This window comes from Cupriavidus necator, from assembly GCF_040578825.1.
GTDB lineage: Bacteria > Pseudomonadota > Gammaproteobacteria > Burkholderiales > Burkholderiaceae > Cupriavidus > Cupriavidus necator_E.
The window spans coordinates 1-15449 of the sequence record NZ_JBEFLI010000110.1; the positions used below are offsets into that span (position 1 = coordinate 1).

Annotated in this window: 17 protein-coding genes, 1 pseudogene and 1 riboswitch; of the genes and pseudogenes, 13 read left to right on the forward strand and 5 right to left on the reverse strand. The window is 67.1% G+C overall.

Annotated features, from left to right (window positions below):
• From AB1I47_RS31625 to AB1I47_RS31640, 4 genes and pseudogenes are all read left to right on the forward strand, one after another.
• Window positions 1–204, forward strand: a pseudogene (locus AB1I47_RS31625) (GNAT family N-acetyltransferase); the annotation flags it as partial.
• A 54-nt stretch (window positions 205–258) separates the two neighbouring features.
• Window positions 259–483, forward strand: a complete 225-nt coding sequence (gene relB / locus AB1I47_RS31630) for a type II toxin-antitoxin system RelB family antitoxin (protein WP_354687606.1) — start codon at window positions 259–261, stop codon at window positions 481–483.
• Entirely contained in the window at window positions 467–736 is a 270-nt protein-coding gene (locus tag AB1I47_RS31635) for a type II toxin-antitoxin system RelE family toxin (protein ID WP_354687607.1), read from the forward strand. Before relB ends, AB1I47_RS31635 begins: the two co-directional genes overlap by 17 nt.
• A gap of 102 nt (window positions 737–838) precedes the next feature.
• Window positions 839–1288: a PaaI family thioesterase gene (locus AB1I47_RS31640; protein WP_354687608.1), complete on the forward strand. Its 450-nt coding sequence runs from the start codon at window positions 839–841 to the stop codon at window positions 1286–1288.
• Between the two features lie 16 nt (window positions 1289–1304).
• On the opposite strand, the gene AB1I47_RS31645 is transcribed toward AB1I47_RS31640, so the two are convergent.
• Complete coding sequence (locus AB1I47_RS31645; protein ID WP_354687609.1) at window positions 1305–1739, reverse strand: PGDYG domain-containing protein; 435 nt, start codon at window positions 1737–1739, stop codon at window positions 1305–1307.
• Between the two features lie 7 nt (window positions 1740–1746).
• Window positions 1747–2583 carry a bifunctional hydroxymethylpyrimidine kinase/phosphomethylpyrimidine kinase gene (thiD, locus tag AB1I47_RS31650; protein ID WP_354687610.1) on the reverse strand — a complete coding sequence of 279 codons (837 nt, stop codon included), beginning with the start codon at window positions 2581–2583 and terminating at the stop codon, window positions 1747–1749.
• 83 nt (window positions 2584–2666) lie between these two features.
• Window positions 2667–2783: riboswitch (S-adenosyl-L-homocysteine riboswitch) on the forward strand.
• A gap of 122 nt (window positions 2784–2905) precedes the next feature.
• On the opposite strand from thiD, the gene ahcY reads away from it, so the two are divergent.
• The 5 genes from ahcY (at window position 2906) to AB1I47_RS31675 (ending at window position 8027) form a co-directional block, all read left to right on the forward strand.
• Entirely contained in the window at window positions 2906–4324 is a 1419-nt protein-coding gene (gene ahcY / locus AB1I47_RS31655; RefSeq protein ID WP_354687611.1) for an adenosylhomocysteinase, read from the forward strand.
• A 49-nt stretch (window positions 4325–4373) separates the two neighbouring features.
• Entirely contained in the window at window positions 4374–4724 is a 351-nt protein-coding gene (locus AB1I47_RS31660; protein WP_354687612.1) for a phage holin family protein, read from the forward strand.
• A gap of 52 nt (window positions 4725–4776) precedes the next feature.
• A complete protein-coding gene (metF, locus tag AB1I47_RS31665) occupies window positions 4777–5607 on the forward strand; it encodes a methylenetetrahydrofolate reductase [NAD(P)H] (protein ID WP_354687613.1) in 831 nt (276 codons plus the stop codon).
• A 170-nt stretch (window positions 5608–5777) separates the two neighbouring features.
• A complete protein-coding gene (locus tag AB1I47_RS31670; protein WP_354687614.1) occupies window positions 5778–7139 on the forward strand; it encodes an IS4 family transposase in 1362 nt (453 codons plus the stop codon).
• A gap of 111 nt (window positions 7140–7250) precedes the next feature.
• Window positions 7251–8027: a Mut7-C RNAse domain-containing protein gene (locus tag AB1I47_RS31675; RefSeq protein WP_354687615.1), complete on the forward strand. Its 777-nt coding sequence runs from the start codon at window positions 7251–7253 to the stop codon at window positions 8025–8027.
• Here AB1I47_RS31675 and AB1I47_RS31680 read toward each other — a convergent pair.
• Window positions 8024–8608: a 5-formyltetrahydrofolate cyclo-ligase gene (locus AB1I47_RS31680; protein ID WP_354687616.1), complete on the reverse strand. Its 585-nt coding sequence runs from the start codon at window positions 8606–8608 to the stop codon at window positions 8024–8026. The genes AB1I47_RS31675 and AB1I47_RS31680 overlap by 4 nt on opposite strands.
• A gap of 113 nt (window positions 8609–8721) precedes the next feature.
• Between AB1I47_RS31680 and AB1I47_RS31685 the strand changes: the two genes are divergently transcribed.
• The 4 genes from AB1I47_RS31685 to AB1I47_RS31700 all read left to right on the forward strand — a co-directional run bounded on the left by AB1I47_RS31685 (window position 8722) and on the right by AB1I47_RS31700 (window position 13963).
• Window positions 8722–10674, forward strand: coding sequence for a lytic transglycosylase domain-containing protein (locus AB1I47_RS31685; protein ID WP_354687617.1), 1953 nt, complete (start codon window positions 8722–8724; stop codon window positions 10672–10674).
• A 98-nt stretch (window positions 10675–10772) separates the two neighbouring features.
• Complete coding sequence (locus AB1I47_RS31690) at window positions 10773–11795, forward strand: complex I NDUFA9 subunit family protein (protein WP_354687618.1); 1023 nt, start codon at window positions 10773–10775, stop codon at window positions 11793–11795.
• A gap of 163 nt (window positions 11796–11958) precedes the next feature.
• Entirely contained in the window at window positions 11959–12657 is a 699-nt protein-coding gene (locus AB1I47_RS31695) for a glutathione S-transferase family protein (RefSeq protein ID WP_354687619.1), read from the forward strand.
• A gap of 58 nt (window positions 12658–12715) precedes the next feature.
• Window positions 12716–13963, forward strand: coding sequence for a multifunctional CCA addition/repair protein (locus AB1I47_RS31700; protein ID WP_354687620.1), 1248 nt, complete (start codon window positions 12716–12718; stop codon window positions 13961–13963).
• A gap of 25 nt (window positions 13964–13988) precedes the next feature.
• On the opposite strand, the gene AB1I47_RS31705 is transcribed toward AB1I47_RS31700, so the two are convergent.
• Window positions 13989–14183 carry a DUF2905 domain-containing protein gene (locus AB1I47_RS31705; RefSeq protein WP_354687621.1) on the reverse strand — a complete coding sequence of 65 codons (195 nt, stop codon included), beginning with the start codon at window positions 14181–14183 and terminating at the stop codon, window positions 13989–13991.
• Between the two features lie 16 nt (window positions 14184–14199).
• Window positions 14200–15387 (reverse strand): class I SAM-dependent methyltransferase, encoded by a 1188-nt coding sequence (locus tag AB1I47_RS31710; RefSeq protein WP_354687622.1) that lies wholly within the window; start codon window positions 15385–15387, stop codon window positions 14200–14202.
• Window positions 15388–15449: the final 62 nt, after the last annotated feature.

The following is a 15449-nucleotide window of genomic DNA, read 5'->3' on the forward strand; positions in this document are numbered from 1 at the left end:
GTGCAGGGATGGGCGCGTGCGGGCGGGTTGCGCTCGCTCAACCTGACTACGTTCGCGCATTTGCCCTGGAATGCGCCGTTCTATGCCTCGCTCGGCTTCCGGCAATTGCGCGAGGACGAGCTTTGTCCGCTGCTGGCCGATGCGCTGGCGGCACAGCGAGCGGCGGGATTGCGGCAGCGCGTGGCGATGCGGAAGGTATTCTGATAGCGTGATCCATCGTTGCTATACTTGTATAGCAATTACTTTTGGGGGGCTGCCATGCTTGCCATCCGACTACCTGACGACATCGAAGAGCGCCTGGAGGCCCTCGCCAAGCGCACCGGCCGCACCAAGACGTTTTATGCTCGTGAAGCCATCATGCAGCACCTGGACGACCTTGAAGACCTGTATCTGGCAGACAAGGTTGCCGCGCGCGTTCGCGCCGGCGAGGAATCCACGGTAACGCTGGATGAACTGGAGGCGCGGCTTGGCCTGGCGGATTGAAATCACGCAAACGGCAGAGAAACAACTTGCCAAACTGGACCGGCCGGTCGCGAGACGTATTGTCACGTTCTTGCGCGAACGTGTCGCGGCATCCGTGGACCCCCGCTCGCTTGGCGAAGCCCTGAAGGGCAGCGAGTTAGGCGAATACTGGAAATACCGGGTCGGCGACTGCCGCTTGATTTGCCAGATCGAAGACGCCCGTATCACGGTTGTGGTGCTGCGCCTGGGGAATCGCAGAGACGTGTATCGCTAGCGTCAGGATTTGTGCGACATTCGCGCAACCGCCAAAACCGAGCGGCAGCCCGCCGCTATGATGTCGGGCAGCATTCCCCGCCAATTACCCAGCGTCCCGACCATGTCCGCCCAGCCCCCCGAAATCATCCCCGTCGCTCCCGGCACGCCCGACAAGCCCTATTTCGGCATCGACGTCCCGCTGATGCGCTATTTCGGCCTGCAGCCGGTGCATATCGAGGAAGGCCTGTGCCGTACGCGGCTGCCGGCGCACCCGTCTCTGGTCAACAGCCGTGGCGATGTGCATGGCGGCACGCTGATGGCGACGCTGGATTTCACGCTGAGCGGGGCCGCGCGCTCGCACGCGCCGCTGGAAACCGGCGTGATCACCATCGACATGTCTACACATTTCCTCGCCGCCGCGCGCGGCGAGCTGACGCTGGAAGCGCGCTGCCTGCGCCGCGGCGCGCGCATCGCGTTCTGCGAAGGGGAAGTGAAGGATGCGGCCGGCACCGTGGTGTGCGTGGCGCGGGCCGCGTTCAAGCTGGTGCCGATGTCCAGCGGCGGCAACTGACGTTCACGCAGGCCGCTCAGTCCCGCAGCGGCCGGTACACCTGTTCGAACCTGGCGCGCTCGGTGATGCCATAGTCACCGGGCGCGTATTGCATCAGCCAGTCGCCCGGCTTGCCGTGCAGCACGTCGCCGCCGGCGCTGCGCGCGATGCTGAAGGCCTCGTGCATCTCGCGCGCCAGCACCGGGATCGGCTTGTTGCGGTAGGCGCCGTCCTGGCCGTGCGTGAGCGGCGGCACCGCCTCGTATTTGGGATCGAAGCGGTCGCGCGACACGCACCAGCGGTCGCCGCTGCGGCTGGTGATCAGCGCATCGCCGGGCTGGTAGCGGTTGGGGCCTTCGCGGCTGATCAGCTCGCCGGGTTCGGTAGCGAACATGACGTCGACGATTTCATGCTTGAGGTAGAACGCGGCTTCGGGATCGCTGCGCAGGTCTATATTCGTCAGCATCGTCATTGGACCCTCAGCCCAGCGCGCGCGGCGCGAACAGATGGTTCAGCGGACCGTTGCCGGCGCCCAACCGCAGCCCCGCGCCGGCCGCGATAGCCTGCGCCACGTAATCCAGCGCCTTGCCGACCGCAGCTTCCAGCGCATCGCCACGCGCCAGTTGCGACGCGATCGCCGCGGCCAGCGTGCAGCCGGTGCCGTGCAGGTTGCGGGTCGCGACGCGCGGGTGCGTGAACACGCGCACGGTGCCGTCCTTCAGCATCAGCAGGTCGTCCAGCCCGCCCGCACCGCCGGCAGCGCCATCGGCTTCCAGGTGCCCGCCCTTGAGCAGCACTGCCGGGCAGCCCATCGCGATCAGGTCGGCCGCGGCCTGTTCCATCTCGGCACGGCGCGTGAGCTTGCGGCCCAGCAGGTAAGACGCCTCGGGCAGGTTGGGCGTGACCAGCAACGCGCGCGGAAACAGCAGCCGCACCATCGCCTGCGTAGTGGCATCGTCGGACAGCGTCGCGCCCGAGGTCGAGATCATCACCGGATCCACCACCAGCTTGCGCATGCCATGCCGGTCCGCCGCCGCAGCCACCGCCTCGACGATGGCGGCGGTGCCCAGCATGCCGGTCTTGGCCGCATCCACGCCGATATCGCTGGCCACCGCGTCGATCTGCGCCGCCACCATGTCCGCCGGGATGGCATGCACGCCGGTCACGCCCAGCGTGTTCTGCGCGGTGATCGCGGTGATGGCGCTCATGCCGAAACAGCCCAGCGCGGAAAAGGTCTTCAGGTCGGCCTGGATGCCGGCGCCGCCGCCGGAGTCGGAACCGGCGATGGTCAGGGTGCGGGGTGGCGTTGGGTTCATCTGGGAAGGAAATCGGGGAGCGGGCGCCGGGCGCGCCGGCAATTCGCGGGTGCGCAAGGCGGCCGGGCACGCTACAATACCGCCACTCCGAGGAGCGTTGCAACGGATGGGGGCCAGGGCAGAGCACATCGCCGGGCCGGCGGCACAGCCGCCCATGCCATCCGCCAGGCTCGGACTGTCTTCAACGGCGCTCGCTGATCCGTGGTTTTCGCACGGAGGCGAGTCGACCTATCCGCCCGCCATGCATGCCTTTTGTCATGCGACTGGCGCGGCCCATCTCCCGTACTCGTCACCTGCGTGCCACTCTTCACCGGAGTGAAACATGAACGCTGTGACCGACCTGAAGCAAGACTACCTCGTCGCCGATATCGGCCTGGCCGCCTGGGGCCGCAAGGAAATCGCCATTGCCGAGACGGAAATGCCCGGCCTGATGGCGATCCGCGACGAATTCGCCGCCGCGCAGCCGCTCAAGGGCGCGCGCATCGCCGGCTCGCTGCACATGACGATCCAGACCGCCGTGCTGATCGAGACGCTCAAGGCACTGGGCGCCGACGTGCGCTGGGCCTCGTGCAATATCTTCTCGACGCAGGACCACGCTGCCGCTGCCATCGCCGCCGGCGGCACGCCCGTGTTCGCCTTCAAGGGCGAATCGCTGAAGGAATACTGGGACTTCACCCACCGCATCTTCGACTGGTCTGACGGCGGCACGCCCAACATGATCCTCGACGACGGCGGCGACGCCACGCTGCTGCTGCACCTGGGTGCGCGCGCCGAGAAGGACGAGTCGGTGATCGCCAAGGCCACCAGCGAAGAAGAAACCTACCTGTTCGCCGCGATCAAGGAAAAGCTGGCCAAGGACCCGAGCTGGTACAGCCGCAACCTGGCAGCAATCCGCGGCGTGACCGAGGAAACCACCACCGGCGTACACCGCCTGTACCAGATGGCCCAGAAGGGTGAGCTGCGCTTCCCCGCGATCAACGTCAACGACTCGGTGACCAAGAGCAAGTTCGACAACCTGTACGGCTGCCGCGAATCGCTGGTGGACGGCATCAAGCGCGCCACCGACGTGATGATCGCCGGCAAGATCGCCGTGGTGGCCGGCTACGGCGACGTGGGCAAGGGCAGCGCACAGGCGCTGCGTGCGCTGTCGGCCCAGGTGTGGGTGACCGAGATCGACCCGATCTGCGCGCTGCAGGCCGCGATGGAAGGCTACCGCGTGGTGACCATGGACTACGCCGCCGAGCACGGCGATATCTTCGTTACCTGCACCGGCAACTACCACGTCATCACGCATGACCACATGGCGAAGATGAAGGACCAGGCCATCGTCTGCAATATCGGCCACTTCGACAACGAGATCGACATTGCCTCGATCGAGAAGTACGAGTGGGACGAGATCAAGCCGCAGGTTGATCATGTGAAGTTCCCCGACGGCAAGAAGCTGATCATCCTGGCCAAGGGCCGCCTGGTGAACCTGGGCTGCGCCACCGGCCACCCGTCGTACGTAATGAGCAGCTCGTTCGCCAACCAGACCATCGCGCAGATCGAGCTCTGGCAGGAACGCGACAGCGGCAAGTACCCGATCGGCGTCTACACGCTGCCCAAGCACCTGGACGAGAAGGTGGCGCGCCTGCAACTGCGCAAGCTGAACGCGCAGCTGACCGAGCTGACCGACCAGCAGGCTGCCTATATCGGCGTGAAGAAGGATGGCCCGTACAAGGCGGATCACTACCGTTATTGATCGGCTCCGCCCTTTGGGCTTGCCAGGAACCACCAATCAAGGAGCCGTCATGAGACTACTGGTCGTCTGGATCATCAACGCTGTTGCGCTGTTTGTGTTGCCGTACATCATCCCGTCGATCCACATCAAGAGCTTCGGCTCGGCGATGCTGGCGGCGCTGGTGCTGGGCCTGGTCAACACGCTGATCCGTCCGATCCTGGTGATCCTGACGCTGCCGGTGACGGTGCTGACGCTGGGGCTGTTTATCTTCGTCATCAACGCGCTGCTGTTCCTGTTTGTCGGCAACCTGTTGTCGGGCTTTACCGTCAGCAGCTTCTGGGCGGCCCTGCTGGGCTCCATCCTGTACAGCGTGATTTCGTGGCTGCTGTCCAGCCTGCTGCTGGGCGACCGCAACGACTGAAGCAGGCCACAAATCCATACCGCGCGCCGCGCCAACGCGGCGCGCCACCATCATGCAAGACCGCTACTTCAGCTTTGAATTCTTCCCGCCCAAGACGGCGGAGGGCAGGGAAAAGCTGCGCAATACGCGCGCGCAGCTCGCCCCGCTCAAGCCCAAGTACATCTCGGTGACGTTCGGCGCCGGCGGCACTACGCAGCAAGGCACGCTCGACGCGGTGCTGGAAATCCAGCGCGACGGCATCGAGGCCGCGCCGCACCTGTCGTGCGTGGGCTCGTCGCGCGAAAGCCTCCGCGCGATCCTGCAACAGTACCGCGACGGCGGCATCCGCCATATCGTCGCGCTGCGCGGCGACATGCCCTCGGGCATGGGCGAGATCGGCGAGTTCCGCTATGCCAACGAGCTGGTGGAGTTCATCCGCGCCGAAACCGGCGACTGGTTCAATATCGAAGTCGCCGCCTACCCCGAGTACCACCCGCAGGCCAAATCCCCGCGCCACGATCTCGAGAACTTCGTGCGCAAGGTCAAGGCCGGCGCCAACTCGGCGATCACGCAGTATTTCTACAACGCTGACGCCTACTTCCGCTTTGTCGATGACGTGCGCGCGACGGGCCTCGAGGTGCCGATCGTGCCGGGCATCATGCCGATCACCAACTACACGCAGCTGATGCGCTTCTCCGAGACGTGCGGGGCCGAAGTGCCACGCTGGGTGGCCAAGCGGCTGGAGAGCTTCGGCGACGACCGCGAATCGATCCGCGCCTTCGGGCTGGATGTGGTCACCGCGCTGTGCGAGCGGCTGCTGGCTGCTGGCGTGCCGGGGCTGCATTTCTACACGCTCAACGCGGCCGGCGCGACCAAGGCGATCTGGCAGCGGCTGAAGCTTTAAGCGGCGCCGCTGAAGAGGGGCGAGCACATCAGCCGGGGCCAACGGTTCTCCCCTCTGGGCTTGCCTTTACCCACATCTCGACTGTTAGGAGGTTGTAAACCGGATCGGACGGTGTTAACTTCGGGTGGAATCAATGATCAGTGGTGGTGATTTTGCCTGATACGGGAGTCTTGGAAGACTGGGCCAGCGCCGAATTCGGCGGCGCGCAATTGGGCGATGCCCGTCGTACGCAGCGCTTGGTGGCGTTGGCGCGTGAACTGGCGAAGAAGGCCCATGTCTCGTTCCCGCAAGCCTTGAGTGGCGCGCAACTCAAGGCGGCATATCGCTTCTTTGATAATGAGGCGATCGATCCGAGCGGAGTACTGGCAAGCCACGTCGCGCAAACCGTGGTTCGCATGCAGCAGGTGCCTGTCGTCCTGGCGGTGCAGGACACCACGGAATTCAATCTGACGAATTTGCCCGCGACTGAGGGGCTTGGTCATGGCACGGGCGGCAATTTGCACGGATTCATGTTGCACAGCGTGCTGGCGGTAACTCCTGAGGGTCTGCCGCTGGGCGTGTTGGGCATGAAGACGTGGGTGCGGGTGCCACAAGACTCGGGCAAGGCTAAGCAACGGCGTGCGCTGTCCATTCGCGAGAAGGAAAGCGTGAAGTGGCTGGAGGGTCTGGAATGCCTCGAGCCGCTCAAGCCGCAGTGTCCGGATACGCGTCTTGTTGCCGTCAGCGATCGCGAGGGCGACGTGTATGACGTGTTCCTGGCGAGCCGCCCAGCCGGGGTGGATGGGCTGGTGCGGGCTGCCTGGAATCGGGGCGTGGATCACCCAGAGAAGTATCTGTGGGAGACGGTTGCTGCGGCCACCGAACTAGGGCAGACCGAACTGCAGGTGCCTGCGAGCGGTGGCAGGCAGGCACGTTGCGCGCGGCTGGCTGTGCGCTGCGTGCCGGTCCAGCTGCGACCGCCGCGTAGCCGCGGTGCAGAGGGCCTACCCGGGCTCGAAGTGTTTGCCATTCACGCGCTGGAAATTGAGCCGCCACAAGGGGTAGAGCCGCTTGAATGGATGTTGCTCTGTTCGATACCCACCCAAACGCTGGAAGAGGCGCTGGAGCGGCTGAGCTGGTATGCCCGGCGCTGGACCATTGAAACTTGGCATCGTGTCCTGAAAAGCGGCTGCCAGATCGAAGCCCGGCAGTTCGGCACGCTGGAGCGGTTCCTGCGTGCCACGGCGCTATTCGCAGTGATCGGCTGGCGCATTATGTATGCGACCATGCTGGGCCGGCTCGAAGCCGACATTCCTTGCTCAGTGCTATTGCAATCGCTTGAATGGCGAGCCTTGTACTGCCGAACACACGGCACAACCAAACCGCCGGAAGAGCCGCCCACACTCGGCGACGCGGTCCTTTGGATCGCCAAGCTCGGTGGCTATCTGGGTCGCAAAAGCGACGATCCTCCAGGAGCCACCGTCCTCTGGCGTGGTTTCCTCGCCCTGCATGAAATCACCGAGATGTATCGGATCTTCCAGAAGAGCGAGTAAGCCTCTTGGATTTGTGGGTAAAGCCAAGCCTCTGGGGGAGAGGGGAGCCTGCTGCATGCGTCAGCGGTGCCTCACTGCCCTGGCAGGCGAAACGGTGCCATACTCGCCCCCATGGTAAGCGCCACCTTCCGCTTCTACGAGGAACTGAACGACTTCCTCGCGCCGGACCAGCGCCGGCGTGACCTCCTCTGCGCCTGCGCGCGCGCCGCCACCGTCAAGCACATGATCGAAGCGCTGGGCGTGCCGCACACCGAGGTCGAGCTGATCCTGGTCAACGGCGAATCCTCCGGCTTCGAGCGATTGCTGCAAGACGGCGACCGCGTCTCCGTCTACCCCAAGTTCGAACGGCTCGACGTTTCCCCACTGTTGCGTGTCCGCGAGCAGCCGCTGCGCGTGATGCGCTTCGTCGCCGATGCCCACCTTGGCGGCCTGGCGCACCTGCTGCGCATGACCGGCTTCGACACCCTCTACGACAACCACTTCGAAGACAGCGAGATCGAGCGCATCGCCATCGAGGAAGGCCGCATCGTGCTGACGCGCGACCGCGAGCTGCTCAAGCGCCGCGGCATCACCCACGGCTGCTATGTGCGCGCGATCAAGTCGCGGCAGCAGCTGCGCGAGATCTTTGCGCGGCTCGACCTGGCGCGCAGCGCGCGGCCGTTCTCGCTGTGCCTGGACTGCAATGTGCCGCTGCGCGCGCTGGATGCCGCCGCCGCGGCCGGGCGCGTGCCCGACGGTGTGCTCGAACGCCATTGCAGCTTTGTCACCTGCGACCACTGCCGGCGCGTGTTCTGGGAAGGCTCGCACTGGCGCTGCATGCGTGCGCTGGTGGACGAGCTGGTGCAGGCGGCTGACTCAAGCCCGCCCCGGGCCTTGCCGTCAACCTAAAACGCGCCGCCCTCCGTCACGATCCAGTCCATCGCAATGTCGTGCGGCTGCGCCTGCAGCGCGATGCGGCAGGCTTCATAGCCGATGCCGATCGCCAGCGGGCGGTGCGGCAGCGACGCCAGCGTGCGGTCGTAGAAGCCGCCGCCGTAGCCCAGGCGGAACTTGTCGGGGCTGAAACCGACACAGGGAATGACCAGCGCATCGGGTGTCACGGCTTCGGTGCCGTCGGGCACCGGAATGCCATAGTGGCCGGTGGCCATCGGCGTGCCGGGCGTCCACAGGTGGAAATCGAGCGGCGCCCCGGGGCGGCTCACCGCTGGCAGCGCGGCATGGCGGCCGGGCACGGCGGCGAGCCAGCTCGCCACCGTGTCGCGGGCGTCGAATTCCCGCTGGATCGGCCAGTAGAAGCCCAGGCAGCGTACGGCGAGGCCGGCCAGCAGGTCGGACAGCGCGGCGGCGATGCGGGCGTCGGCGTCGGCGCGCATATCCAGGCCGGCGCGCAGCGACAGCAGCCTGGCACGCAGCGCGCGGCGATCGTCCGCGGCGGGGTCGGGGGGGAGGGTGGCAGGAGTGGAAGACATGGCGTGGGATAATGCCTGCGTCCGAACCAAACATGGACGGCGGATGCCGCGGCGTTGCATAACGGTCAACAACGTTGCAGGCCTGGCGCCGCCGTCATCGACAAGGAAGAAGAATGCTGAAGGGAGTATATCTGCAGCGTGCAGGGCGGGCCGCATGGATCGCCCTGGCATGTGCACTGCTTGTCACGCCGGTCCACGCACAGAAGCGCCCGCAAACCGTAGTGCGCCCGCAGGCGGCCGTGATCCCGGGCGATCCCGACGAGGCCTTCGCGCAGTTGCGCGAGGCCGCGCGCAAGAACGACGTGGAGCGCGCCTATGCGATCTCGGCCACGCTGGTGGATTACCCGATGCCGTCCTATGTCGAGTATTTCCGCATCAAGCCGCAGATGTTCGACGCCAGCGGGCTGGCGCGCATCGATGCGCCCGACGACCAGGTGCGCGCGTTCCTGCAGCGCTACAAGGGCGACGCCATTGCCGACCGCATGCGCAACGACTGGCTGCTGGTGCTGGGCAAGAAGCGCGACTGGGCCAACTTCGACGCCGAATACCCGCAGTTCGCGCTGAAGGACGATACCCAGGTGGAGTGCTACGCGCTGCTGTCGCGCGCGCTCAAGGGCCAGAACGTGGCCGCCGATGCGCGTGGCGTGCTGAGCGATCCCCGGTACTACGGCGAAGGCTGCGTCGACCTGATCGGCTACCTGGTGCAGAGCCGGCAGATCCAGCCCAGCGACGCCGCCTTCCAGGCGCGCCTGGCGCTGGAGCAGAACTTTATCACGCTGGCCGCCAGGATCGCCGCGCTGGTGCCGGATGCGCGCGTCGACGGCGACACGCTCGCCACCATCGTCAAGATGGCGCGCAACGACCCGACGCAGGCCGCGGCTTACCTCGGCACCGCGCAGGGTACGCTGTCGCGCGACGAGCAGGGCGCGGCCTGGGGCGTGATCGGCCAGTTCGCGGCCAAGAAGCTGCTGCCCGAGGCGGCCGGCTACTACCGCCGCCAGATGGATCTGGGCGGCAACCAGTGGCTGTCCGATGACACGCAGGAATGGCGCGTGCGCGCCGCGCTGCGCCAGGGCGACTGGAAGCAGGTGCGCCAGGCGGTCGAGCTGATGCGCCCCGAGCTGCGCGCCAAGGACCCGGCCTGGCTCTACTGGTACGGCCGCGCGCTCAAGGCCGACGGCCGCGATACCGAGGCGCAGCAGAACTTCCAGCAGATCGCCGGCCAGTACAACTTCTACGGCCAGCTTGCCAGCGAAGAGCTGGGCAACCGCATCACGCTGCCCGCGCGCACTAACGTCAGCGACGCCGAGGCCATGGCCATGCGCACGCGGCCCGGCTTCCAGCGCGCGCAGAAGTTCTATGCGATGAACCTGCGCTTCGAGGGCAACCGCGAGTGGAACTGGGAGCTACGCGGCATGAACGACCGCGAGCTGCTGGCCGCGGCCGAGTACGCGCGCCGCCTGGAGCTGCTGGACCGCACCGTCAACACCGCCGACCGCACCCGCAACGAGCATGACTTCACGCTGCGCTTCCTGATGCCGTACCGAGACATCATGCAGCGCGCCACCGACAACGTCGGCCTGGACATGGCGTGGGTCTACGGCCTGATCCGCCAGGAATCGCGCTTCCTCATGAATGCGCGCTCGTCCGCCGGCGCGCATGGCCTGATGCAGGTGATGCCGGCCACGGCCAAGTATGTCGCGCGCAAGATCGGCCTGAATGATTTCTCGCCGTCGATGATGGGCGATCCCAACGTCAATATCATGCTCGGCACCAACTACCTGAGCATGGTGCTGACCGACCTGGACAGCTCGTGGACGCTGGCCTCGGCCGCGTACAACGCCGGCCCGGGCCGGCCCAAGGCCTGGCGCAGCACGCTCGCGCAGCCGGTGGAAGGCGCGATCTTTGCAGAGACCATCCCGTTCACGGAAACGCGCGGCTATGTGAAGAATGTGCTTTCCAACGCCACGTACTATGCTGCATTGATGAGTGGCCGGCCGCAGTCGCTGAAATCGCGCCTGGGCACGGTCGCGCCGTCGCCGGTGACCACCACCAGCCTGCCCTGAGGGGTGCCCTGACAGGGGCCGGCGCCGGGACGCGTTCCCGGCGCCGACTTGCTGGCGCGGGTGCCGCGGCGTGCAGTTCTCTTGGCACGGAGGCATTCATGCAGACCAGCAACGTCCTCGTCATCGGTGGCGCCGGCTTCATCGGCAGCCACCTCGTCTCGCGCCTGGCCGGGGCTGCCTCGGCCTCGGGCGCGCCGCTGGAGCCGGGCAGCAACCCGGATTCCCCGATCGCCCCCGACCGCATCGTGGTGGGCACCCGCAATGTCGAGCACGCGCAGCACCTGCTGCTGTTGCCGCGCGTGGAAGTGGTCGAGCTGGGCCTGGCCGACAATGCCGCGCTCGATGATGCGATCGGCTCGCTGGGCGTGGACGGCATTGTCGTCAACCTGGTGGGCGTCCTGCACGGCGAGCGCGCCGAGCCCTACGGCGAAGCGTTCGCCAGCGCGCATGTAGAGATGGTGCGGCAGATCGTGGCCTCGTGCCTGTCCACCGGCGTGCGCCGGCTGTTGCATATGAGCGCGCTCGGCGCGGACAGCCAGGGCCCGTCGATGTACCTGCGCAGCAAGGGCGACGGCGAGCGCATCGTGCGCGCCAGCGGGCTGGACTGGACCATCTTCCGGCCGTCGGTGATATTCGGCCCCGACGACCACTTCCTCAACCTGTTCGCGCATATGCAGCAGATCGCGCCGGTAGTGCCGCTGGCCTGCGCCCAGGCGCGTTTCCAGCCGGTGTTCGTGCAGGACGTGGTGCAGGCCTTCCTCAATGCAATGGTGAACCCCGCCACGATCGGCCATGGCTATGAGCTGGGCGGGCCGCAGGTCTACACGCTGGAGGAGCTGGTGCGTTTTGCCGGCCGCGCCTCGGGCCATCCGCGCCCGGTGATCGCGCTACCCGATGCCTTGGCGCGTGTGCAGGCCACCATCATGGAGCACATGCCGGGCGACCCGCTGCTGTCGCGCGACAACCTGGACTCGATGCAGCTCGACAACGTGCTGCACGAACCGATCGCGCCGGAGCTGAACCTGCATCCCGCGAGCCTGGAGTCGGTGATGACCGACGCGCTGGCCGGGCGCAACCGCGACACGGCGCTGACCCATATGCGCGCCAGCGTGCACCGCTGAGGTGCCCGGGCGGCCCGCCCGCTATGTGACCGGATTTCATATCGGTTGCGAGTGCAATTCGCTTTGACGCGGGCGTTCGCGCTGGCAAAATGACCGATCCGGCGCGTGGCTGGCCCGCTGCGCCGCGTCCACTCCCTCCGTTTCCTCCCCCAAGGATCCCACGATGAAGCTCGTCATCGGCAACAAGAACTATTCCTCCTGGTCGCTGCGCCCATGGCTGCTGATGCGCCAGGCCGGCATCGAATTCGAAGAAGTGCAGGTGTGCCTGTTCACCGGGAATTTCGCCGCCGAGATTGCGCGCTATTCGCCCGCGGGCAAGGTTCCGGTGCTGGTCGATGGCGACGTCACCGTGTGGGACTCGCTGGCGATCTCCGAATACCTGGCCGAGTGCTTCCCCGAGAAAACGCTGTGGCCGGCCGACCGCGCCGAGCGCGCGGTGGCGCGCGCCGTCTGTGCCGAGATGCATTCCGGCTTCGGCAATCTGCGCAACCAGTTGCCGATGAACGTGACCGCGGTGCTGCCGGGGCGCGGCTGGAACGTCGCCGTGCAGCGCGACGTCGACCGCATCGCCGCGATCTGGGGCGGCCTGCGCGCGCAGCATGGCGCCCGCGGCCCCTTCCTGTTCGGCGAGTTCACGGTGGCGGATGCGTTCTACGCGCCGGTGGTGAGCCGCTTTGCCACCTACGGCATCCACCTGCCCGATGAGGCGGAAGAGGCCAAGGCCTACGCCGACTTCATGCTGGCGCTGCCGACGATGCAGGAATGGATCGGGGCCGCGCGCGAGGAACGCGACTTCCTCGCCGACGACGAGCCGTACCGGCTGGCCCCCGACCGCCCCGATGCGATAATCATCAACCACTAGCCATACCGCCGGCGCCCGGGACTCTGCCCGGGTGCCGGCCCATGACGAGGCCACAACGATGCAGGTGTATGCCGTCGGCGGCGCGATCCGCGACGAACTGCTGGGCAAGCCCAGCCAGGACCGCGACTATGTAGTCGTCGGCGCGACCCCGCACGAGATGGAAGCCGCCGGCTATCGCCCGGTCGGCAAGGACTTCCCGGTCTTCCTGCATCCGGACACGCACGAGGAATACGCGCTGGCGCGCACCGAGCGCAAGACGGCGATGGGCTACAAGGGCTTTGCCTTCTACTGCGAGCCCGATGTCACGCTCGAGGAGGACCTGGTCCGGCGCGACCTGACCATCAACGCGATGGCGCGCGCAGTCGACGCCGACGGCAACCTGGTCGGGCCCGTGATCGATCCGCACGGCGGCCAGCACGACCTGCAGGCCCGGCTGTTCCGTCATGTCTCCGACGCCTTTGCCGAAGACCCGGTGCGCATCCTGCGGCTGGCGCGCTTTGCCGCGCGCTTCCACGACTTCACCGTCGCCGCCGAGACCATGCGCCTGATGCGTGAGATGGTCGCCGCCGGCGAGGTCGATGCGCTGGTACCTGAGCGCGTGTGGCAGGAACTGGCGCGCGGCCTGATGGAAGCGCGCCCGTCGCGCATGTTCGAGGTGCTGCGCGAATGCGGCGCGCTGGCGCGCTTGCTGCCCGAGCTGGACCGCCTGTGGGGCGTGCCGCAGCGTGCCGACTTCCATCCCGAGGTCGATACCGGCGTGCACGTGATGATGGTGATCGACTGCGCCGCGGCGATGGCCGCGCCGCTGCCGGTGCGCTTTGCCGCGCTGGTGCACGACCTGGGCAAGGGCACCACGCCCGAGGACGTGCTGCCGCGCCATATCGGCCACGAGATGCGCAGCGTCAGGCTGCTCGAGGACGTTTGCGCGCGCATGCGCGTGCCCAATGAATGCCGCGACCTGGCGGTGGTGGTGGCGCGCGAGCACGGCAATATTCACCGCTCGCTGGAATTCAGCGCCGCCGCGGTGGTGCGGCTGCTGGAGCGCTGCGATGCGCTGCGCAAGCCGGACCGGTTTGCGCTGGCGCTGCAGGCATGCGAGGCCGACAAGCGTGGCCGCAAGGGCTTCGAGCACAGCGACTACCCGCAGGCCGCGCGGCTGTTGTCGGCGCGCGAGGCGGCCGCATCCATCGATGCCGGCGCCATAGCGCGCGCTTGCGCCGACGACGTGGGGCAGATCAAGGACCGCGTCCATGCCGCGCGGGTGGCGGCGGTAGCGGAACGGCTGGGAGAGCAGCCGGGGGAATAAGTCCGTGGGGCTGCCGGCAGCAGCCCTACAGCAGCTTGCCGATCCCCAGCGCGATCAGCGAGATCAGAATCGTCGACGCGAACGGCAGCACGAATTCGCGCCCGAAGACACGGAAGCGCACATCGCCGGGCAGCCGTCCCAGTCCGATCTTCTGCAGCCACGGCAGCGCCGCCGACAGTACGATCACGCTCAGGAAAATGGTCAGGGTCCAGCGCAGCATGGCGGCTCCGGTGCCGTTACAGGGTGTGGCAGCGGTCGCCGCGGGCAAAGCCGTCCATCGGCTCGGTGTCGTCCAGGCCGCGCGTGAGCGCGATCACCTTGAACAGCTCGCCCATTTCCGCTTCGGACAGCAGCTTCTGCACGGCGTTGGCCTGCGGCAGGAAGGCGCGCGCGTCGGACGGATCCAGTGCCATCAGCAGCTCGGTGATGCCGGCATTCATCAGGAAGCGCGCCTGCGAGGCAAAGCCCGAGACGCTCAGCCCGGCGTCGACCGCGGCGTACGCGATGCCGCTGAAGTTCACGTGCGCGGTGATGTCCTGCAGGCCGGGGTAGAGGAACGGGTCCGGGTGCGCATGATGGCGGTAGTGGCACATCAGCGTGCCGCCGGTGCGCTGCGGATGGTAGTACTCGGCGGCGGGGAAGCCATAGTCGATAAAGAAGGCGGCGCCGCGCGTCAGCATCGTCCCGACCGCGCGCGTGAAGCCCTCGGCTTCGGCATGGGTCTCGGTGACGAGGTCGTGGTCGCCGGGGATGGCGCGCAAGGCATCGGGCACGTCGGCGTCGGCCAGCGGCCGGTCCTCGAAGCGGAAGGCGCGTTCGCCGCTGTCGTCGCGAACCACGCCACGTTCATGCCATCGGCCGCCGCTGCGCGCGTACAGCTGCACCGGCATCGCGTCCAGCACCTCGTTGCCGACGATCACACCTTCGAAGGTGTCCGGCAACGTGTCGAGCCAGGTCACGCGGTCCGCCAGGTGCGGCGCGTGCTGTGCCAGCGTGGCCTGCTGGCGCGCGCGCAGCTCGCCCGACAGCTCGACGATCGCGTACGACGCCGGCAACTGCGCCTCCTGCTCCAGCCCCAGCAGCAGGTCCGCCGCCAGCCGGCCGGTGCCGGCGCCGAATTCCATCACCCGCGGCGATCCCTGCGCCAGCAGCGGCGCGAACTGGCGCGCCAGCGTACGCGCAAAGAACGGGGTCAGCTCCGGCGCGGTAATGAAGTCGCTGCCGTCGCGCGCATCGCGCCCGAACTTGGCCGAGCCGCCGCTGTAATAGCCCAGCCCGGGCGCGTACAGCGCCAGCGCCATATAGCGGTCAAAGCCGATCCAGCCGCCGGCCGCATCGATGGATTCGCCAATGCGGGCCGTAAGGGTATCGGACGAGGCCTGCGCGTCGGCGGGGGGAAGGGGTAAACTAGCGGCTTTCTGCATTCCGCGATTGTAGCAATGCCCGCATCCCCCGCCTCCGACACTCCGGCAAGCCAAGCCTCGGC